The sequence below is a fragment of the Larkinella rosea genome (genome assembly GCF_003858635.1).
Taxonomy (GTDB): domain Bacteria; phylum Bacteroidota; class Bacteroidia; order Cytophagales; family Spirosomataceae; genus Larkinella; species Larkinella rosea.
In genome coordinates this window covers 173,288-194,768 of the sequence record NZ_RQJO01000008.1, presented here as the reverse complement: position 1 = coordinate 194,768, position 21,481 = coordinate 173,288, and the positions used below count along the sequence as shown (strand labels likewise).

18 protein-coding genes are annotated in these 21,481 nt (G+C 52.2%); 7 read left to right on the top strand and 11 right to left on the bottom strand.

The genetic code is table 11. The features are described 5' to 3' along the window. The first annotated feature begins 44 nt into the window (after positions 1–44). Positions 45–818, top strand: a complete 774-nt coding sequence (locus EHT25_RS09660; protein ID WP_124873873.1) for a tetratricopeptide repeat protein — start codon at positions 45–47, stop codon at positions 816–818. Positions 819–885: 67 nt separating this feature from the next. Here the strand turns inward: EHT25_RS09660 and EHT25_RS09655 are convergent, their stop codons facing one another. From EHT25_RS09655 to EHT25_RS09630, 6 genes are all read right to left on the bottom strand, one after another. Then, positions 886–1,584: a DUF2306 domain-containing protein gene (locus EHT25_RS09655; RefSeq protein WP_124873871.1), complete on the bottom strand. Its 699-nt coding sequence runs from the start codon at positions 1,582–1,584 to the stop codon at positions 886–888. Positions 1,585–1,734: 150 nt separating this feature from the next. Next, positions 1,735–2,634, bottom strand: a complete 900-nt coding sequence (locus tag EHT25_RS09650; protein WP_124873869.1) for a LytR/AlgR family response regulator transcription factor — start codon at positions 2,632–2,634, stop codon at positions 1,735–1,737. Between the two features lie 54 nt (positions 2,635–2,688). Then, complete coding sequence (locus tag EHT25_RS09645; protein ID WP_124873867.1) at positions 2,689–3,309, bottom strand: rhomboid family intramembrane serine protease; 621 nt, start codon at positions 3,307–3,309, stop codon at positions 2,689–2,691. Between the two features lie 42 nt (positions 3,310–3,351). Further along, complete coding sequence (locus EHT25_RS09640; RefSeq protein WP_124873865.1) at positions 3,352–4,335, bottom strand: polyprenyl synthetase family protein; 984 nt, start codon at positions 4,333–4,335, stop codon at positions 3,352–3,354. Positions 4,336–4,376: 41 nt separating this feature from the next. Continuing rightward, the gene (gene miaA, locus EHT25_RS09635) at positions 4,377–5,303 is read right to left on the bottom strand and encodes a tRNA (adenosine(37)-N6)-dimethylallyltransferase MiaA (protein ID WP_124873863.1); all 927 of its coding nucleotides are present in this window, start codon (positions 5,301–5,303) and stop codon (positions 4,377–4,379) included. A 104-nt stretch (positions 5,304–5,407) separates the two neighbouring features. Further along, the gene (locus EHT25_RS09630; RefSeq protein ID WP_124873861.1) at positions 5,408–6,157 is read right to left on the bottom strand and encodes a hypothetical protein; all 750 of its coding nucleotides are present in this window, start codon (positions 6,155–6,157) and stop codon (positions 5,408–5,410) included. A 313-nt stretch (positions 6,158–6,470) separates the two neighbouring features. Here EHT25_RS09630 and EHT25_RS09625 point away from each other — a divergent pair, with 313 nt between their 5' ends. From EHT25_RS09625 to EHT25_RS09605, 5 genes are read left to right on the top strand one after another with little or no spacing between them, the layout of a single operon-like run. Next, positions 6,471–7,208 (top strand): hypothetical protein, encoded by a 738-nt coding sequence (locus tag EHT25_RS09625; protein ID WP_124873859.1) that lies wholly within the window; start codon positions 6,471–6,473, stop codon positions 7,206–7,208. After that, entirely contained in the window at positions 7,205–9,979 is a 2,775-nt protein-coding gene (locus EHT25_RS09620; RefSeq protein WP_124873857.1) for a TonB-dependent receptor, read from the top strand. Before EHT25_RS09625 ends, EHT25_RS09620 begins: the two co-directional genes overlap by 4 nt. Positions 9,980–9,984: 5 nt before the next feature. Next, entirely contained in the window at positions 9,985–11,127 is a 1,143-nt protein-coding gene (locus EHT25_RS09615) for a DUF4249 domain-containing protein (RefSeq protein WP_124873855.1), read from the top strand. A 37-nt stretch (positions 11,128–11,164) separates the two neighbouring features. Beyond that, positions 11,165–12,319: a DUF4249 domain-containing protein gene (locus EHT25_RS09610; RefSeq protein WP_221622263.1), complete on the top strand. Its 1,155-nt coding sequence runs from the start codon at positions 11,165–11,167 to the stop codon at positions 12,317–12,319. Between the two features lie 23 nt (positions 12,320–12,342). Beyond that, complete coding sequence (locus tag EHT25_RS09605) at positions 12,343–14,727, top strand: hypothetical protein (RefSeq protein ID WP_229311489.1); 2,385 nt, start codon at positions 12,343–12,345, stop codon at positions 14,725–14,727. On the opposite strand, the gene EHT25_RS09600 is transcribed toward EHT25_RS09605, so the two are convergent. Then, positions 14,720–15,538: a hypothetical protein gene (locus EHT25_RS09600; protein ID WP_124873849.1), complete on the bottom strand. Its 819-nt coding sequence runs from the start codon at positions 15,536–15,538 to the stop codon at positions 14,720–14,722. The two genes, EHT25_RS09605 and EHT25_RS09600, sit on opposite strands and share 8 nt — an antisense overlap. Beyond that, a complete protein-coding gene (locus EHT25_RS09595; RefSeq protein ID WP_124873847.1) occupies positions 15,538–16,080 on the bottom strand; it encodes a hypothetical protein in 543 nt (180 codons plus the stop codon). The genes EHT25_RS09600 and EHT25_RS09595 overlap by 1 nt, the downstream gene beginning before the upstream one ends. Before the next feature lie 125 nt (positions 16,081–16,205). Here EHT25_RS09595 and EHT25_RS09590 point away from each other — a divergent pair, with 125 nt between their 5' ends. Next, positions 16,206–17,834 carry a CehA/McbA family metallohydrolase gene (locus EHT25_RS09590; protein ID WP_124873845.1) on the top strand — a complete coding sequence of 543 codons (1,629 nt, stop codon included), beginning with the start codon at positions 16,206–16,208 and terminating at the stop codon, positions 17,832–17,834. Positions 17,835–17,910: 76 nt separating this feature from the next. Here EHT25_RS09590 and EHT25_RS09585 read toward each other — a convergent pair whose 3' ends face one another. From EHT25_RS09585 to rnr, 3 genes are read right to left on the bottom strand one after another with little or no spacing between them, the layout of a single operon-like run. Beyond that, positions 17,911–18,477, bottom strand: coding sequence for an NADPH-dependent FMN reductase (locus EHT25_RS09585; protein WP_124873843.1), 567 nt, complete (start codon positions 18,475–18,477; stop codon positions 17,911–17,913). A 45-nt stretch (positions 18,478–18,522) separates the two neighbouring features. Then, on the bottom strand, positions 18,523–18,960 hold the full coding sequence (locus EHT25_RS09580) for a nucleoside deaminase (RefSeq protein WP_124873841.1): 438 nt from the start codon (positions 18,958–18,960) through the stop codon (positions 18,523–18,525). A 43-nt stretch (positions 18,961–19,003) separates the two neighbouring features. Continuing rightward, on the bottom strand, positions 19,004–21,382 hold the full coding sequence (gene rnr / locus EHT25_RS09575; protein ID WP_124873839.1) for a ribonuclease R: 2,379 nt from the start codon (positions 21,380–21,382) through the stop codon (positions 19,004–19,006). Positions 21,383–21,481: the final 99 nt, after the last annotated feature.

Sequence of the window (21,481 nt, the reverse complement as noted above, 5' to 3'; positions counted from 1 at the left end):
TAGATGCCCTTACGTTTTATAGGGGCTAGTACGTTGAACGTCACATGAATAATCGGACAAAAGGAATACGGTTTTTCGGTCTGTTGCTTTGCCTTCCATTGGGCGTAGCTGCGCAGACTGGGTCACTGGTAAGTTCGGCCCGGAAGATCGAAGCCGGTAAAAATGATACTGTTGTGGAGGTTTCGAAAGAGACCAACCCTGCTGCTATAAACCCGATGGTGACGCCTTTGTTTGGAGAAAAGGCAAAATCAACCGAACATATTGCCTGGGAAGTACGGTTTTTAAACGAATGTGACCAGAGTTTTGCCAACCGGACCGAAGCCAGCCAGTTCTTCTCGACCCGCGCCTGGGAATACCTGACAGAAGGGAAACTGGATACGGCGACCTACCGCTTCAACCTGGCCTGGCTCCTGAACGACAAAAATTCCGATACCTACTGGGGTCTTGGGGTCATCAGCTACCAGCAGGGCAAAACGCCCGAAGCCATTCGGCTCCTGAAAAAAGGACTGGAAGTGGCGGACAGTAATGCCGTTCTGATGACTGATCTGGCGACGGTCGAACTCAAGCAATACAAGGAAAACAAAGACAACGAACTGCTCGAAGACGCCATTGCCGTGCTCAACAAAGCGTTGAAGTACGACGAAACGAACGCCAATACATTCATGCGGTTGTCGTGGGCGAATTATGCGAAAGGCGATTATGCCGCAGCCTGGGAGAATCTGCACAAAGGCCGTACACTGGACTTGGCTTCGGTTGACTTCGTTTACCTGCAGGAACTCCGCGAGAAAATGCCCGACCCCAAAGGATTTTTCAAATAACGCATGTACCCACGGACTTTAGTCCGTGTTTTTGTTGTCTCCCCAAATTATAGAACAAAAACACGGACTAAAGTCCGTGGGTACGTGGCTGCATGTAATACCGGATCGTGCGGCCGATCAACATGCCGCCGATGATGCCCGGCAGCGTCCAGGCGGCAATATCCACCATGAAATGATGATCCGGTAAATACCGGGTGTTGACCACGGCAAAAGCCGTCAGCGTGGCAATATACGAACCGCACATCCGGGTGATATGCCCGAAAAACCACTCCATTTTACCATATCGTGCTTTTTCCGGATTCCGGATTAAAGTAACGTCGTACCAGGCATTGGAAAACAGGAGTCCGGCGAAGAAGAAATACAGCATCCCGAAAACGGAGATACTCCCCGTCGTCAGCCACCCGAAAACCGCCTGAATGCCCAGCCCGAACATCACCAGCGAAGCGCCCAACGCCAGATAAGCCGCCAGCCGATCCGTTACCGTAAACTGACTTTGCGCTTTTTTCAGCCGGAGAATGCGCCGACCCGAAAAGCAGAAGTAAAAGCTCAGAATAGCAATAAACAGCAAAAACAATGAACTGGGTTTAAAGAAAACCAGGTAAACGGCCGTCAGGCAGACAATGGCCATACACCCGTAAAATACCAGACCGGTCTGCTTGTGGAGACGGCTTCCTTTTTTGGAAACCATCGGGATAATACCCACCAGCAGGGCGAGAAAACCGGCAGCGATGTGGGTAATCAGCGTAATTTTGAGCAGGATATTCATGACCGAAAGCATTTGGCTGTGTTCAATTCGTTGGAACAAACCTACGCGAAGCCTGAAAACCGGTCAAATCAAAGGGCTGTGTAGCAACACTTTGGGACGTTTAGCACCGTTCGGGACGTTTGGCAAAGGGGTTGGGACGTTTGACAAACCTTAGAACAACGCTTTCAACTGGGCAACCAGCGTGTCGTTGTATTTCCGGGCCACCGGAAGCTGAAGCTGCCCGTTGTGCAGATGCAGTTTGTAGCCCTGCGCGTTGCCCGTCACTTTCTCCACTTTTTCCAGATTGACGATGTACGACCGGTGGCACCGGACAATCGGATTGCGGGCAATCGCATTGCGGTTATTTTTGTTCGAATCAAGTTGACTTTCCAACCGGCTCAGGCTGCTCCGAAGCAGGGCTTTGACCGGTTCGTTGTTCTTCAGATAGACCACCGTCGAGTAATTGTCGCTGGATTCGATATAAAGCAGGTCGTTGGCCACGAAAGTCAGGCTGTCCTTTTCATTCTCGGCGGTGATCGTAATCGAATGCGGCTCCGGTTCATCGATCCGGTTTTGCGCCGGGTGTTCATGAATCGGTATTTCCCGGGCCAACTGACTGTATTTCTTAAGCCTGATGATGTAATTGACAATAACGGAGCCACCCACCGGGAAAATGCCGATCAGAAAGGTGACGACAACCATCCCGAACAATCCGAAGCCGCGAAAGGGTCGGCCGATCAACCAGTTGAGGTAGAAGTAGTTGGCAACGGCAATGAGCGTAATGTGCGTGGTTACCCAGAGAATTTCGCGCCCAACGGTCCAGCGTTCGTTGGTAAATCGGGTTGGCAACAAAACCGGCAGAAGCTGACTGAGACCAGCGGTGACGACAAACGAAATCAGACCAAAACCCAGAATTTTGACGGTTTTGTAAGGCGTTTGCCACCGGTTCAGGTCAAACGGTTGAAAAATCAGTAAAAACAGCCCCACAAATGCACCAATCCAGATCGCCTTCACCCACCGCCGACGCGCCGGTTCTTCACAAGGATAGGGTTGGTTTAGTAGATGCCACATGGTTTAAAGTTGACCATTGACCATCGTCAATAGTCAATGGTCAATGGTCAATTCTCAAAACAACCTCCAGTTTGCAATTTCCTGGACGAAAGTCGAAACAACGGGTGGGTACAGGAGAATAACGACAATAATTCCAAAAGCGGCCCCGTACAAGTGAGCATCGTGGTTGATGTGACCGCGTCCACGCCGGGATTCGTAGAAGGAATACGCCATATAAAGTGCCCCAAAAATAAAACCGGGTATGCCAATGACAGCCATGAGGTAAATTTTTTCGGTCGGCTGAAACATAATGGCACCGAACAGCAGAGCCGATACGCCCCCCGAGGCTCCCAATGAATTGTAATTCGAGTTATTGCGCTGCCGGATTAGCGTGGGAATATCGGAAACCACAATCGCAACCAGGTAAAAAATTAGCAAATAGATCGGTCCCGATTCACCGAAAAGGATGCTAAAAACCCGCTCGAGCAATGTCCCGAAAAAATAAAGCGTGAACATATTAAAGAGCAGGTGACTCATGTCGGCGTGGATAAAACCGGAGGTCAGCAACCGATACCACTGCCCGCGCCGGAGTACTTTTTGCGGATTCAGAATGGTGCTTACTAGGAATGATTCGTTGCGCCAGGCATAGAGACTAACGAGTACGGTTATAACGATAATGGCAAGCGTAACGCTCATATCAATTGGGATCGGTTAAGTGGGTACTGTGTGTGGATCAGGTCAGCTTTCCCGCCCAATGAGTTGCTCGGTAAAATCCAGCAACAGCGCCTTGCGGGCCGGATCGGTAGCAACCTGTTCGAAGTTGGCAAAACCACGGGTAAAATAGTCATTGATGCGGTTTTCGGTCAATTGCCGGATGCCCAACTGGTCGTAAATACCGGTTACAGCCCGGACTTTTTCCTGTTTGTCAAAGTCCGTTACCCGCAGCCAGCCGATCAATTCGTCTTTCAACGGGCCACTCGCCTGTTGCAGGGCTTCGATCAATAAAAACGTTTTTTTATTGGCAATAATATCCCCGCCCACCTGTTTCCCGAATTTCGCCGGATCGCCGTAAACGTCCAGCAAATCGTCTTTTAGCTGAAATCCCAGGCCGATGTCAATGCCGCCTTCGCGGAGTAATTGGCTGTTTTCGTCGTCGGCACCGGCAATAATGGCCCCCATTTCGAGCGCAAAACCGAGCAAAACCGAGGTTTTCAGCTTGATCATCTCGATGTATTCCGCTTCCGTGACGTCCCAGCGGGTTTCAAAGTTCATGTCGAGTTGCTGGCCTTCGCAAACTTCGGCGGCTGTGCGATTGAAGCGAGTCAGCACTTTTTTCAGATACGGGGTTTCTACATCCAGCAGCAGTTCGTAGGCATTGACCAGCATGACATCGCCGGAGAGAATGGCGATGTTGTGGTTCCATTTTTCGTGCACCGTCGGCTGGCCCCGGCGCAGGGGCGCCTGATCCATGATGTCGTCGTGCATGAGCGTAAAATTATGAAAAACCTCTACCGCCACGGCGGGTTTGAGCGCTTTCTGCCAGTTGTCACCGAAGAGGTAGGCAGCCATGAGGGTGAGCAGCGGCCGCATGCGTTTGCCGCCCAGGTTCATGATGTAACTGATGGGATCGTATAATTCGGCGGGTTGCTGGCCGTAATCGGTTTGTTGAATCTCCTGATGAAGCGCTTCTAAAAAAACAAGCGGGTTTGTTGGTTGGGTCATGCCCCAAAAATACAGAAAACTGACGGATTCGGAGTTACGAGTTAAAAGTTAAGCGCTAAAGTGTCTGTAACAATGTCCATTAAGTGAGTAAGTGGCTTCCGGCCGTCGAGCCAGTGGATGACGAAACCATCGCGTTCCATCTTGCGGAAAAACGTCATCTGGCGTTTGGCAAACTGGTGAATGGCGGTTTCCAGTCGGGCGGTCATAGTCGGATAATCCAGTTCGCCGTTCAGGTATTGGGTAATGAATTTATACTCCAGGCCGTAAAAAATCAGCTTTTCCGCCGGAATCCCGCTTGCCAATAATCGCTGCACTTCCTCGATCATACCGTTCTGAAGCCGTTGCTGCAACCGATCGGAGATCCGCTGCCGACGCATTTCGACGGGCAAATCAATTCCGAAAATAACCGCATCGGAGAGCAAAACCGGGCCGGGCAGCTCGATGGAGGGGCTTTCGGTCAGATAGGTTGCAATTTCAATCGCACGGATCAGGCGCTTGCGGGTGGAGGTGTCGGCCAAAACCGCATAATCGGACGGGGTTTGCCGAAAACGGTCAAGCAGCTCCTCACCGGTGTAATTTTGCAGCTCCGCCCGCAGCTCCTCATTAACCGGGATGGCGGTATACCGATGTCCTTTCAACACGGCTTCGAGATACAAACCGGTTCCACCGCAAAGGATCGGAACCCGGCCCCGCTCCAGAATCTGGTCATAAACGGCGTTGAAATCCTGCTGAAACTGGTAGAGGTTATACTCCGCCCCGGCATCGACAATATTGATTAAATGATACGGAATGAATTGATTGTCAACTTGGTATTCATCCAGATCTTTTCCGGTTCCGATGTCCATGCTACGGTACACCTGCCGGGAATCCACGCTGATGATTTCACCATTGAGCCGCTGGGCCACCTGCACGGCCAGCCGCGTTTTGCCGCTCGCAGTCGGCCCCAGAATGACGACGGTTTTTGGCATAAGGTAGTTCTCTGAACTGGGATTAGGGAATATTCTTGAACTGGGATTACGCGGATTAAAGGATTAACAGGATATAAAGAGTAAGATTGCGGCAGCCATCTTCGTTAATCATTTAATCTGCGTAATCCCAGTTCAGATATTTTCACAAACTTAACACTCCCCGCATTATAAACCGGGATGTAACCGTTGGCGGGCAGCTCGTTTTCCGTTAAACCGTCGGGCAGGCGGCTGGGATAGTGACGGATCCATTTGCCGGGCCGCACCCAGAAACGGTTGGGAGCGGTTTCTTCCAATCGCGTAAAGCCCAGTTTTTCGTAACTCCGGCCGTTCGACCAGTCGCGGTCGGCGTAGGTCATGATGTCGTCGGGCCGAACGTCAGTCGTGAAGGCTTTCAGGAGTTTATCCAAACCACCCACTACCGTGACATTCAGCCGATTGGAAAACCGCACCAGCTCCACCGAGCGATGCGAAACACCATTCCGAATGACCTGACGGGGATAACTGAACGTGGCCACGGCCACCAGCAACTCCGTTGCCTCAGTGGGTTCGATGGCAAAACCGCTCGACAGAACCCGGAAATACCGGGCGGGCAGAAACAGCCCGTATTTGTATTTCGAGTGCGTCACGACCTGTAAATGATTCTCCTGCAAAAACCGCCCCGCCGTGGGTTTATCGATGCGTCGAACCTGCGTCAACCGGGCCGGAATCCGTTCGGAAAAGCCCGCCATCGCCCGGAGCCGCGATACGACAATGGCCGGCTGACTTCGCCAGACATCCTCCCAGAGGTGAATCAGTTGCAGGTTACCGGCCAAAAAACGGTCGGTAAGGTACTGAAAAAAAAACGGCACATCCATCCGATGCCGAACGATTTCATACGTCTCAAAATCGATACAATGGAGAATAATTGATGTGTTTGCAACGCAAAGCAGCCTGAACGGCGTCTCTCCGTTCGTTTCAAACGGCTTAAGCGCAAGTTCGCTGGAAAAAAGCTCCTGAAAATCAGCAGGAAATTTAGATGTTACGGTTTCCAACGGATTGGTGCAAAAAATTGTCTATACGACTAAAGTACGACCGGAATTAACGGGAAAAATCGGAAAAAATAGTATACTTGCTAAGTTAATCTGGTTTAAATACAATCTAAACGCCCGGATTGGTTACCCTTACCTGATGAATCGTATAATAGTACTGGTTATCCTGATAGCCATGAGTGCGGTTTGCCCGGTTTTCGGGCAAAATGCTTCCGCAGATAGTTCGTTCCGGGAACAAGCCGTCCGCTATGCCCACACCCGCTACGTTTATTCCACCGCCGACCAGGCGCGGTTGTACAATGGCGCAGAATATGTCGGGCACCTGCCAAGCATCAAAGGGTATCCCTACGTCGATTCGCTCTGGCGGGTCGGAACCGTGACGTACGACGGTGTAACGTACGAAAATATCCGATTGCTTTACGACCTGGTCGACGATGTGGTGGTGGTACCGCACATTGACAGCGTATACCGCATTCAGTTACAGGGCATCAAAATCAGCCGGTTTTCGATTCCCAACCACACCTTCGTTCGCATCGTGCGCGACACGGCCCACAACGTCGGACTCCGCACCGGTTTTTACGACCAGCTCTACGACGGCCGGTCGAAAGTGCTGGCCCGGCGGATCAAAACCATCAACACGGAACTGGTGCAAAATGCCGTCAAAGAAGAATACTTGTCGGTAACCTATTACTACATCGGGAAAAATGGCCTTTTCTATCCGGTTAAATCCAAACGGTCGGTATTGAACCTGTTTGCCGATCAGAAAAAAGTCCTCCGAAAATACCTCCGCGAAAACCGCATCAAGTTCGCCAAAGACCGCGAAGCCGCGATTGTCAAACTTGCCCAACAGTACGACGAAGCAACCCGATCGTTATGACGAATTTCTACCGCACCTTATTTCTCTTCTCCTGTTTTGTGCTTTCGCTGACCACCACTTTCGGCCAGCAGACCGCCGAGAAACCAATTCGCGGGCCGTTTACCAACGTGTCGTTTGTGGAGTTTGTGCGCGAGGTTGAAAGCCAGAGCAGCTACCGGTTTTTTTATAACCTCCGCGATGTCGACAGCATTCGGGTCAATTACCAGAACACCAACCAATTGTTACCGGCGGTTTTGCGGCAGGTGCTCGAAGGCACGAGTCTGTTTTACGCCATCGACACCAAAAAGCAGGTTTTCATTACGCCCGAACGCGCCATCCGGACGGATTTGCCGATCGGTTTTTTTGACCGGGGAGGCAGCACGTCGACCGAGCCTGACACCACGATTGTCGATTACCTGGCGGAGAAAGAAAAACGGCGGATTACGCTCGAAACCCGACTGTTCAACATTGGCCGACCCACCAATCCGATCCGGCCCGGCAATGCGAATCTGGCGGGGCACATTCGCAATGCGGCCTCCGGTGAGCCGGTGATTGGCGTGGCGGTTTACATCGAAAAACCGCGCATCGGTGTCGTCACCGATCAGTTTGGCTATTACTCGATTACGCTGCCGCGCGGACGGCACGAACTCAAGGTGCGCAGCATCGGCATGAAGGATACGAAGCGGCAGGTGATGCTGTATTCCGACGGCAAGCTGGAAATTGAGATGGAAGACGACGTGATTGCGCTGAAAGAAGTGCTGATCGAAGCTGAGAAGGACGTGAACGTGTCGGGTTTGCAGATGGGGTTGGAACGGCTCGACATCCGGACGCTGAAACAGGTGCCCACGGCCTTTGGTGAAGCCGATCTGCTGAAAGTGGTGCTAACGCTGCCGGGCGTAAAATCGGTGGGCGAAAGCAGCGTGGGGCTGAACGTGCGGGGCGGCTCAACCGACCAGAACCTGATTCTCTATAACGACGCGACGGTTTACAATCCGTCGCACCTGTTCGGTTTCTTTTCGGCCTTCAATCCCGACATGATCAAGAGTGTTGAGCTGTATAAAAGCGGGATTCCGTCGCGGTATGGCGGGCGGTTGTCGTCGGTGCTGGAAGTGACCACGCGCGATGGCAACAAGAAAAAACTGGAAGGCTCGGGCGGTATTGGCGTTCTGACGGGCCGTCTGACGCTCGAAGGGCCGATTATCAAGGAAAAATCGTCGTTTCTGATTGGCGTGCGGTCGACTTATTCCGACTGGCTGCTGAAAAGCCTGAACAACAAATCGTTCAAAAACAGCCGGGCGAATTTCTACGATCTGAATGCGCACGTTACCCACGAATTCAACGAAAAAAATACGCTGTACCTGACCGGTTATTACAGCCAGGACGCATTCCGGCTCAACAGCGATACGGTTTACAATTACAACAACCTGAATGCGACGCTGAAGTGGAAACACATTTTCAACACGAAGCTATACAGCGTTTTTACAGCCACCACGAGCCGTTACGGCTATTCGGTTTCGAGCGAAGAAAACCCGGTTAATGCCTACAAACTGAAGTTTCAGGTCGATCAATCGACGTTTAAAACTGATTTTAACTACTATCCGACGGCCAAACACACGATTGATTTTGGCATCAGCACCAGTCTCTACAACCTGCATCCGGGAACATTCGAGCCGTTAGGCGAAAAATCACTCGTCCGGCCGGACCAGGTTTCGAACGAAAAAGCGCTCGAAAGTGCGCTGTACATTGGCGACCGGTTTGATATTTCGCCCCGGTTTTCGATCAGCTTCGGGTTGCGGTATTCCCTGTTCAATTACCTCGGACCGAAAGATATTTACGTCTATCCGAATGGTTCGCCCCGAACGGAAGCCAACATCCAGGATACGCTTTCGTACGGTGCCGGGAAGAACATACAAACCTACCATGGACCGGAATACCGCATTTCGGCACGCTACGCCTTTACGCCCGACGCGTCGATCAAGGTCAGTTTCAACCGGATGCGGCAATATCTGCACATGCTTTCGAACACCGCAGCCATTGCGCCAACGGCCACCTGGAAGCTGAGTGATCCGAATATTTTGCCCCAGATCGGCGATCAGTTTTCGCTCGGTCTCTACAAGAATTTGCGAAACAACACCATCGAAACCTCCGTCGAAGGCTATTATAAAACGATGGATAACGTGCTGGATTTCCGGAGCGGAGCCGTTTTGATCATGAATCACCACCCGGAAACGGAGGTCGTTCGGGCCAATGGCATTGCCTATGGCGTTGAATTTCTGATTAAAAAACTGACCGGGCGGTTTAACGGCTGGCTGAGTTACACCTATTCCCGCACGTTTTTACGCATCGACAAAAGCGTACCGCAGGAAATCATCAACAAGGGTGAGTATTATCCGAGCAACTTCGATAAACCACACGACGTGACCTGGGTCGGCAATTACCGCATCAACCGCCGGTTTAGCATTTCGCTCAATTTTACGTACAGCACCGGGCGGCCCATCACCTTGCCGCTGGCGAAATACGAATTGGCCGGTTCGCAGCGGGTCTATTATTCCGAACGAAACCAGTACCGCATTCCGGATTATTACCGCACCGACCTGTCGCTCAACATCGAAGGCAATCACAAGGTCAAGAAGCTGGCCCACAGCTCCTGGACGGTGGCAGTTTACAACCTGACCGGTCGACGAAATCCGTATTCGGTTTATTTCAATTCAGTCGGCGGAATCGTTCGGGGTTACAAACTGTCCATATTTGGGCAGGCGATCCCGACGGTTACGTACAATTTCAAATTTTGAGCGTAATGAAAAAATACCTCGCTATACTGGTTTCATTGATCATCGGGAGTTGTGTCGATCCCTACCGGCCACCCGCGATTTCGGCCCCGAATACCTACCTGGTCGTCGACGGTTTTTTGAACGGTGCGGGCACCAGTTCCATTCGCCTGACCCGGACGCAAAATCTGTCGGATGGCAAGAAACCGACCGTCGAAACCAAAGCTACGGTGAAGGTGGAAGGCGAAAAAGGCGGAAGCCAGACCTTTGTCGACAAGGGTGACGGAACCTACACGCTGGAAAATGGAAATTTGCAGTTCGGCCAGAAATACCGGGTGAGCATCAAAACGGCCGCCGGGCGAAACTACCAATCGGATTACGTCGTCATTAAAAAAACGCCCAAAATTGACGAAGTAAGCTGGAAGGTTCTTCAGAACGAGGGCATCCAGTTTTACGTCAGCACCCACGACGAAACGAACAGCACCAAATATTACCGCTGGGAATACGAAGAAACCTGGGAGTTCTATTCCGCTTTTTATTCCCGCGTCGAATACCTAAAAAAGGCGTTTGTGACCCGGATGGACGACATCAACCATTGCTGGGGCTCCTTAAAATCGAGCGGTATTTTTGTGGGTTCAACGACGCAATTGACGCAGGATGTGATCAATAAAGCGCCGTTGTTGTTTGTGTCCAGAACCGCATCCAATCGACTCAAATACCGCTATAGCTTACTGGTCAAACAATACGCCCAAACCGCCGAGTCGTTCGAATACTGGCAGAATCTGAAGAAAAATACCGAAAGTCTGGGTTCCATTTTCGATCCGCAGCCGTTTCAGGTCATCGGAAATATTCATGGCATCACCGACCCGACCGAATCCGTCGTCGGTTACCTGAGCGGTTATTCGGTGGAAGAAAAACGGATTTTTGTTAACTCCAGCGAATTGCCGACCGAGTGGAACGTGCCGAGCATGTATGAGTCCTGCCTGCCCGATACGGCGCCGATCAATGCAACGCGGGAGAAGCCGTCAGCGGCTCAACAGGCGGAATCGGGCGCCATCCCCATCGACGAGATTTTTTCGCCCTTTGGGGCCATTATCGCCTATCGGATGAGTTCAGCGTATTGTGTCGATTGTCGAACGGCGGGCAGCAATGTCAGGCCGAGTTTCTGGTAAAATTGTCGGGAAAGGGGGTGTGATTGCTGCGTCAGTTATGGTTGGAATTGGAAATAACGTCATTCGGGTTGTCCTGGTCGTCCTGTTCCTGGCCGGGAGCTGCGTCGATCCGTATCGTCCACCGGAAATTTCGGCACCCAACAAGTTTCTGGTGGTCGACGGCTTTCTGAATGGCTTGGGAATCAGCACCGTGCGATTGTCACGTACGCAAAATCTGACGGAAAATAAAAAACCGCCGGTCGAAACCCGGGCCATCGTTCAGGTGGAAGATGAAAAAGGCACAGGCCACACCTTTGTTGACCAAGGCGACGGAACGTATACGCTGGAGCAGGGCCGTTTGCAGATGGGGCAGACATACCGGCTGAAAATTCAAACAGCCGCCGGGCGGAACTATGCGTCGGATTACGTGACGATTAAACGAACACCCCCGATCGACGACCTGAGCTGGAAAGCACGGGAGGATGGCGTGCAGTTTTACGTCAGCACCCACGACGAAACGAACAACACCCGGTATTACCGCTGGGAATACGAAGAAACCTGGGAGTATTATTCGGCTTATTATTCCCAGTTTAAATACCTGAAAACCCAGTTTTTATATCGGGAAGACAATATTAATCACTGCTGGCGGACCGACAAATCAAATAGTGTTTCGGTCGCTACGTCGGACAAACTGTCGCAGGATGTTATTGCCCGGTTTCCGCTGACCTTTGTTTCCGCTTCGGCGTCCAACCGGCTGAAAGTTCGGTACAGCATCCTGGTCAAACAGTATGCATTAACGGCGGAAGCGTTCGACTACTGGCAGAATCTGAAAAAAAACACCGAAATGCTGGGATCGCTGTTCGATCCGCAGCCGTTTCAGGCCGCTGGCAATATTCACGGCATCACCGATCCTGACGAGCCGGTGGTGGGGTATTTAAACAGTCATTCGATGGAAGAAAAGCGTGTTTTCATCGAATCGTCCGAATTGCCGTCCTGGCGAATTCCGAATGGGTACGAAGCCTGTGAGGCCGATACCTATCTGCTGAAGCCACCACCAACCGAAGTGTCGGCCGTGGCGATGGGAGAAGCCGGTTTTATTCCGATTGATGCGGTTTTGAATTCGATCGGAAATGTACACGGCTACCGGATGGCATCTCCGGCCTGCGTCGATTGCCGAGTCGTCGGCACCAATGTCAAACCGAGTTTTTGGTAATTGTGAACCTTACTATGACCCGAATGAAACGTTTTTTTCTGCTTGGCCCGGTTTTTCTGCTCCTGTTGCAGGTGAGTATTCGACCGGTTTGGGCGCAGGTTGATCCGCAGAAGCAACTCGAAGCGTACCGAAACCGGGCGTTGCAGGAAAAACTGTTCGTTCACATCGACCGAACGTTCTACGTTGCCGGGGAGCTGATGTGGTTCAAGATCAATTACGTCGATGGCTCGTTTCATAAACCGCTGTCGCTGAGCAAAGTCACGTACCTGGAAGTGCTCGACAAGGAAAACCGCCCGGTTTTGCAAACGAAAGTGGCCATGGCCGCCGGTGGCGGATACGGTTCGTTGTTTCTCCCAACGACTTTAGCATCCGGAAATTACCTCGTTCGGGCCTATACGAACTGGATGAAAAATTTCAGCCCCGATTATTTCTTTGAAAAAACGGTTACGATTGTCAACACGTTTCGCAAACTGGAGTTGCCCGCGCTGAAAGATTCGCTGACGGTCGATGTCCAGTTTTTTCCCGAAGGCGGTAATCTGGTTCGGAAACTGACCAGTACGGTGGGGTTCAAAACCGTCGGCAGCCGCGGGAAAGGCGTTGATTTGCGGGGTGCGATTGTCGATCAGACCAACGATACGGTGGTTCGGTTCAAACCGCTGAAGTTTGGCATGGGTCGTTTTGAATTTACGCCCGCCGAAGGCCAACAATACCGGGCGGTTTTGACCGACGCGAACGGAAAAGTGATGATACGCCCCTTTCCGGCCATTCAGGAGCAGGGTTACACGATGCAGGTGACAGAAGCGGGAAACGGACAGCTTCGGATTTCGGTCAACTCAACCACCAACGCAGCCACGGTTTATTTGCTGGCCCACACGCGGCTGGCGTCCATTCAGGCCGAACAGCAATCGATTCGCGACAACCGGGCTTCGTTCACTATCGACAAAAAAACACTGGGCGAAGGCATTTCGCACCTGACGGTTTTCGACGCCAGCCGGAAACCGGTTTGCGAACGGCTGTATTTCAAACGGCCGGAGCGCCGACTCGCCATCGACACCAGGTTCACCAGTGGCGCCTTATCGACCCGCGAAAAAGCCGTGGTTGAATTGACGGCGCAGGACGAAACCGGCAAAGCCGCACTCGCCGATCTTTCCGTAGCGATTTACCGGCTCGATTCGCTGCAACCAGCCGAATCCGGTGATATTCAGACGTATCTGTTAATGACTTCCGATTTGCGGGGTGCGGTCGAATCGCCGGACTATTACTTTTCGGCCAGCGGATCAGAAGTTGCCGAAGCCACCGACAACCTGATGCTGACACAAGGTTGGCGCCGGTTTCGCTGGGAGAATGTGCAGCAGCTCAATCAACCGCAGGACGAGTATTTACCCGAAGTGAACGGCCATTTTATTCGCGGGAAAATCGTTCATTCCGGCACGGGAATGCCCGGACGCGGGCTTAGTTCGTATCTGTCGGTACCGGGAAAACACATTTTGCTGTATGGTTCGCGCTCGGATTCGGAAGGGCGGATTCACTTTGAAACGAAGGATTTTTACGGCCCCAAAGACCTCGTCGCGCAGCTCAATCCGAAAGACAGCATCTTCCGGATTGAATTGCAGAACCCGTTTTTTGAGCGGTTTGCATCATCACGACTACCGATTTTCGATTTTTCGCCCGCGCTGAAAGATCCGCTGCTGAACCGCAGTATTTCGATGCAGGCCCAGAACGCCTACTACCGCGGGAATCTGAGCCGATATCAGCCACCCAAAGTCGATAGCATTCCGTTTTACGGCGTTGCAAACGAAAAATACCTGCTCGACGATTTCACCCGGTTTCCGGTGATGGAGGAGATTTTTCGCGAATACGTTCCGGGCGTCATGGCCCGCAAGCGCCGGGATGGCTACACGATCAGCGTGCTGGATGTGCAGCACAAACTGTTTTTTGACGCCAGCCCGATGGCGCTGCTCGACGGCGTTCCGATTTTCAGCATGGATCGGGTGATGGAAATTGACCCGCGAAAAGTGCAGAAGCTGGAAGTCATGACCCGGCGTTACATCGTTGGGCCGCTGGTTTTCGATGGACTCATCAGTTTTACGACCTACAAAGGCGATCTGGCGGGCTATCGACCCGATGCCAAAGCGTTGCTGGCCGACTACGAAGGCTTGCAGGTTCCGCGCGATTTCTACGTTCCGCGTTACGACACGCCCCAAAAATCGGGGAGTCGATTACCGGATCTGCGCAATCTGCTGCACTGGGCGCCGTCCGTGAAACTCAATGATCAGGGCAAGGCTCAACTGGAATTTTATACGTCGGACGAGGACGGAACCTACCGGTTTGTCATCAACGGAATCGCGGTCGACGGCCGGACCGGAGGCAAACAGGGGACGTTTGAGGTGACGAAGGTGATTAAGTGATCAGCTCGTTCAGCTTTTCGCGCTCCGACCAGTCGATTTTTTCGGAACCGGTATTTTCCAGCAGATGATTGATGAAGGTCGCGATGCGGGTGGGAACGTATCCGGCCGCCGTGTTGTCGATCAGCGAAATTTTCTTTTTCACAAACCGCCCCACCACCGACTTCTCCGCCAGCTCGAACAGAAAGTTGGTTTTGGTAATGCTGTTGTTGAAAAAATAAGGGTTGCTGCCGGTGATGTAATTGATCAGGATCAGCTTTGACGACGACTGCTTGACGACGGCGTGCATCCGGATTTGTTTCTTATCGTCCAGGTAAGCGCCCAGTTCCATTTTTTCCTTCGGAAAAACCGCCTGCAGGTATTCGTTCGCCGACCGCCGGAATTGCTCCTTGGTTTCACGCTCCTCGGGTTCGACGAACTCGATTTCGGACATGCTCACCATAGCCGCAATGAAATTGGATAGGTCGAAAACCAGCGACGGAACCGCAATGGGTGTAATGGTTTTTTTGTAGAAATACGCTTTCTGACTCGGCCCCTTTATTTCCTTGATACCGAAGGCGTTGAAATAATGATGGGCAATTTTCCGGTACACATCGTCTTCCAGGTTGTACGCGTTTTCGTAAAAACCGCTGTCGATCCAGCCGCCGTCGGAAACGATGTACTCGTCATCTTTGTAGGACAGAAAAACGGAAATGAATTTCTGCGTTGTCGTCGTGTAAGGCGTAATGATTTCCAGCGATTTACCCCGCTCCTTAAACGTCCAAAGCTGGCCGAATGCGTTTTTTATATCGTTATAAATCTCCTCGAATACCATCACAAAAACAAAACCGTTGAATTGGGGTCTTTTTGGGTTACGTGCAGCGGCAGCGCATTAGGCAGAATGCGGATGAGCGGTATTTCGTCGTCGCGCAGGTTCAGCCTCGCTTCCTGACAAAAATACAGCATACTGCGGTTTATGTCATCCTCGGGTGTCCCCATTTTAAACGTAACGTTGGCACCCTGCTGATTGTATTGACTGAAGTGCGGGGTGGTCACGCGTTGTTCAGCCAGCGGAATGGTTTCATCGGCATTTCGATGCGCACAACCGTCGCTTTGAAACTGAAAAAATGGTTCCTCGCTCAGTTCGGCGCATTGCAGTTCGAACCGGAAAAAGTCGTGATCGTTGCTTTTCACCCGAACCGACAGCGTGATTTCCGCGTCCAGATCACTGTGCGAAACGGCCACTTTCCCCTCCAGAAACGTCGGCTGACCGGTCACTTTAACTACATCGACCGTATCCCGGAGAACGTATTTATGTTCCCGCAGCAGTTTTCGGTAAAAACCGTATTTGCTCCGAATCGTTGGTACTACTGACATTACGACTGAAATTTGAGAAAAAGCGGACTTGTAAGTACGCAAAAGAAATTGAGAAAGCGGAGTATTTGAAGAAAAATACTGAGTTTTAGCCCAGAAAATGATCGCTGGTTCTTTCGTCTGGAGAAATGGATAATCTACCGGTTTTTTGTTGGAATCACTGGCGTTGGCTACAAGCGCTCACCGGCTTTTTCCTGGGCCTGTTTGCTGCTATTTCGGTGGAGGCACAACCCGTTAAACCCGGCCAGGTCGCTATCGAAATAACCACGACAACTGGCTCCAAACCAACCCCGGTTCGGGTACGGCTGACGCAGCAGGGTCGGGTCGTTAAACGGCTGCCGACGGAAGCCATTGGCGTCATGTACGGGTTGTGGGACCACGCCGACGGTTTTGGCTTTCAGCCCGATAGTTCGTTTTACGTCGATGGGCGCTTTCGGCTGGCCTTGCCGCCGGGCACCTATCAGTTATCGCTTTCGAAAGGCCCGGAATTTATTGATCAGCAGCACCAACTGGTTGTTCGATCCGGTCAAACGCAGCGGAAAGCATTTCGGCTGGCGCGCTGGATCGACATGGCAGCCCGGGGCTGGTACTCGACCGACGGCCATATTCACATCCGGCGTTCCCCGCGCGAAGACCCCCTGCTGATGAACTGGCTACAGGCTGAGGATGTTCGGGTGGGCGTGTTGCTGCGCATGGGCGATTTCTGGGAAACCTATTATCCGCAGTATGCGTACGGCGAAAAAGGCGTTTACCGCCGGGATAATTACCTCCTTGTTTCGGGTCAGGAAGACCCGCGAACGCCCGAAATCGGTCACGCGCTCGGCTACGGCGCTTCCGATAAGGTGCGGTTTTCGAAGGAATACTACCATTACGATACGGTTTTTGACAAACTGCACGAACTGGGGGGACTTGCCGGGTACGCCCACCACGCCGAAACGTTTCACGGCTACCGGGGATTGACGCTCGACGGGCTGCGGGACAAAGTTGATGTGCTCGAAATTTTGCAGTATTGTGTGGATGCCAATCCGTTGCGCACCGAACACTATTACCATTTGCTGGATCTGGGCTTTCCGGTGACAGCCACGGCAGGCTCCGATTTTCCCTGGTGCGGGCAGGACCACGACCACGGTTCGCCGGAACATTCGGCCCGGATCGGCAACGCCCGGTTTTACGTGTTCACCGAAAAACCGCTCACGAATCAGTCGTGGAAGGAAGGCTTAAAAGCCGGACATACCGTGGTAACCAGCGGACCAATGCTCGATTTTCGCGTGAACAACGCCCGGCCGGGCGATCGTTTCGACGTTAAAAAACACACGAAACTCGTCATTTCGGCAACGGCTTTTGGTCATTCCAAACAGGTTCCGCTGGAACGAATCGAACTGGTTGGCCACGGAAAGGTGCTGGCCAGCGTCACCAAAAACCAGCCGGGACAGTCGGTTAATCAATTAACGATCAAGCTGAATCTGGATACACTAACGCACGGCATCTGGCTGGCGGTCCGGTGTTTTGCCGGTTCGCAACAGGCGGCCCACACGACACCCATTTATGTCACCGTCGATGGAAGCGGTTTTCACAATCCCGAAACCGCCGACCGCTACCTGAAGCTGAGCGAAAGCTATTTGCGGGAAATTGAACAGGAACTGGAAAAAGAAAGCTCAAACCCGGAATTTCAGCTGTGGCATTACAAAAAAGGCCTGAAAACCCGGATTGCCGAAACACGGGAGGTGATCGAGGGCTTGAAGAAGAGGTTAAAATAGAAGTGAGAAATGAGACAAGAGAATAAAGACACAATCGCGATCAGTGGTCTTTATTCTCTTGTCTCCCCTCTCTTGTCTATTGATTCCGAACCACCAGCATGCCTTTCGTCCAGCGAACCAACTCGTTGAGCATGGTCTGAGCGGATCGGTGACTGGTTTCATTGGGCTGAAATTCGGATTCGTCGTTGATAAACTGATCGAAGAAGGGGAAATTCACCGCTTCAAAGAGCGGGACAATTTTCAGCGCGATCAGGTCGGATTTCAGTTGGACAGTTGCCCGGGTTCCGGCCGAAATCCCGCCGTAACTGACAATTCCAGCGGCTTTATAGGCCCATTCCTGCAACAGGAATTGCAGGGCGTTTTTCAGCGGAGCCGGGTATCCGTGATCGTATTCGGCCGTTACGAAAATGAAGGCATCGGCTTCATCAATTTTTGCACTCCATTTTTTGGTGTGCTCGTGCTCATACTGCTTCAGCCGCGGGTGAGCAGGCTCGTCCATAAACGGCAGGTTAATTTCGGCCAGATCCAGCACTTCAACGTTAAATTCGCCGTGCTTCCGGGCTAAATCAGCAATCCAGGCGGTGACCAGCGGCCCTTTGCGACTGGGCCGGACGGTCGAGTTAATAATTTTCAGGTTGTACATACGATTGGTTAAATTGGATTCGCAACGCGCGGCCACTCCGTGCGGCTACAATTCCCCAATGTCTTCGTTCCAAACCTCCGGTTTTTGAGCGATAAACAGGTTCATCATGTCGACGCATTCCGGCAGATCGAGGTCGATGACTTCGACGCCGTGTTGTTCCATGAACTCCCGCGCTCCGGCAAAGGTTCGCGACTCGCCCACAATCACCTTCGGAATTTTGAATTGCACGATCGTTCCGGCACACATGTAGCACGGCATGAGCGTGGAGTAAATCACGGTGTTGCGGAACGAGCCCACGCGCCCGGCGTTGTTGAGGCAATCCATTTCGCCGTGCAGAATCGGGTTGTTTTCCTGCACCCGCTTGTTGTGGCCCGATGCCACCAGTTCACCATTTTTCACCAGCGCCGAGCCGATGGGAATACCGCCCTCCGAGAGGCTTTTCCTTGCCTGCCGAATGGCTTCCTGCATGAATTCGTCGTTCATAATTTTATCTGAAATTCCCCCGGTTAAAACCCCGGGTAGTGATTCAACGCTTACGGCGCTCTTTACCGGATTTGGCGGTTTTTGCAGCCTTCTCTCGTTGACTTCCTGCCGAACCGGACCGTCGGGCTGCCCGGCTTTCACCGTCGTTGTTTTCCCGGCGCGTCAGGCGGTTTTTGAGCGAAAGTTTTACCGCTCCTTTGTCTTCGACCAGCCACAAATCCAGACTCCGCCGGGCCAGATTGGCTTCTTTCACACGTACTGTTACGGCATCGCCAAAGGCAAAAATCCGTTTGTTCCGTTTGCCGATCAGGCGGTAATTGTCCTTGTCGAATTCGTAGAAATCGTCGCCCAGATCGGTCATTCGCACCAAACCTTCCGCACTGGTTTCGGTGATTTCAACGAACAGCCCAAAATCCGTGACGCCCGTAATGATGCCGTTAAATTCCTGATCCTGATCCATCCGGTTCATGAATTCAACCTGCTTGTACTTGATGGACGCCCGTTCGGCTTCCACAGCCACGCGCTCGCGGTCGGACGAATGCTTGCATTTGGCTTCGTATTCCTCTTTGTCGACCGATTTACCGCCGTCCAGGTAATGCTGCAACAGCCGGTGAGCCATCATATCGGGATAGCGACGGATCGGCGACGTAAAGTGCGAATACCGCCGGAACGACAAGCCAAAGTGGCCAATGTCCTCGGTGCTGTAACGCGCCTTGGCCATCGTTCGGATAGCGAGTTGCTGCAAGGCGTTCTGCTCCGGCTGCCCTTCCAGGCTTTCCATCATCGTGTTGAACGACTTCGAGAGCTCTTTTTCGCTGTCAATTTTGAGTTTGTACCCAAACCGCCCGGCAAACGTGGCAAACGTCTTCAGTTTCTCGAAATCCGGCGAATCGTGTACCCGGTAAACCATTACGTTCGGGTGTTCTCCGCGCGACAGACCGTGGACAAATTCGGCCACCCGTTTGTTGGCGAGCAGCATAAATTCCTCGATCAGTTTGTGCGCATCTTTCCGGATTTTCGGATACACCGACAGCGGCACGCCATTTTCGTCGAGCTTGAATTTCACTTCCACGGTTTCAAAGTTGATGGCACCGTGCCGAAACCGCTCGTCGCGGAACTTGAAAGCGAGTTCGTTCAACAACCGCAATTCTTCCAAATAATCGCCCTGACCACGGTCGACAATGTCCTGCGCTTCTTCGTAGGCAAACCGGCGGTCGGAATGAATCACCGTGCGGCCAAACCATTCTTTTTTAATTTTGGCATCGGGCGTGATTTCAAAAACCGTCGAAAACGTCAGCTTATCTTCATTCGGACGCAGCGAACACAGGTTATTCGACAGCTTTTCGGGCAACATCGGCACCACGCGATCCACCAGATAAACTGAGGTGCCGCGTTTGAAAGCTTCGTCTTCCAGGGGAGTGCCGGGCTGGATGTAATGCGTGACGTCGGCGATGTGCACCCCGATTTCGTAGTTGCCGTTATCCAAATGCCGGATCGACAGCGCATCATCGAAATCTTTGGCGTCGTCGGGGTCAATCGTAAACGTGGTGATGCCGCGCATGTCGCGCCGTTTGCTGATTTCCTGCTCCGGTATTTTCTCGGAAATGGCTTCGGACTGCTGTTCGACGGCATCCGGGAAATGCACGGGCAAACCGAATTCGGCCAGAATCGCGTGCATTTCGGTATTGTTCTGTCCGGCCTGTCCCAAAACCGCCGTTACCTCGCCTTCGGGCCGTTGACGACCGTCGGGGAAGCGCGTGAGCTTCACAATGACTTTGTCGCCATCTTTGGCTGCGCCGAGTTTGTCTTTCGGAATATAAATCTCCTCGTAAATCTTCTTGCTGTCGGGAACCACCTGCCCGTAATTCGGCCAGGTCGAAATCCGGCCCACGATCTCCGAACGGCCGCGTTCGACAATGCCGACGACCTTGCCTTCGATCCGGCGGCTGCGGTTTTGCGACCCGCGCGAAAAACCGCCCGAATTCGACGATCCGCTCAAGCGCGTGACTTTCACCTTGTCGCCATCGATGGCTCCGTTCAGATCTTCGGTACTGACGTAAATATCCGTGTCACGGTCGCCATTGCCGACAAAGGCAAATCGCGGGTTTACGTGGTCGACGGTGCCTTCAATCGTGCGGTCGTTTTCGTTAAATTGATACGTTCCGTCGGGGTGGCGGGTCAGTTGGCTTTCGTCCACCAATTCGCCCAGCAGGCCGTGGGTAAGCAGTTTCGTTTTTCGGTCGGTGACGTCAAAATTCTCGAGTACGTCGGTTTGGGAAAAGGAATCTTTGCTGTTTATTTCAAAAAAAGCCACAATGTCGTTCTTCATTTCATCGAGAAATGAGTCGGCGGCCGGAACCGGGCGGTTCTGCGGGCTTCTGCGGCTGTGTTGTTCTCTTAGTTTATTTCGGTTATTTCTCATATTTTTCGTTTAAAAAGACGTTGGAGTTTGGAAGAGTTGTTTCGCAGAGTTTAGCGGAGAAAAAGGGAGTTACGCAGAGAAGGAATAAAACTCCGCTTA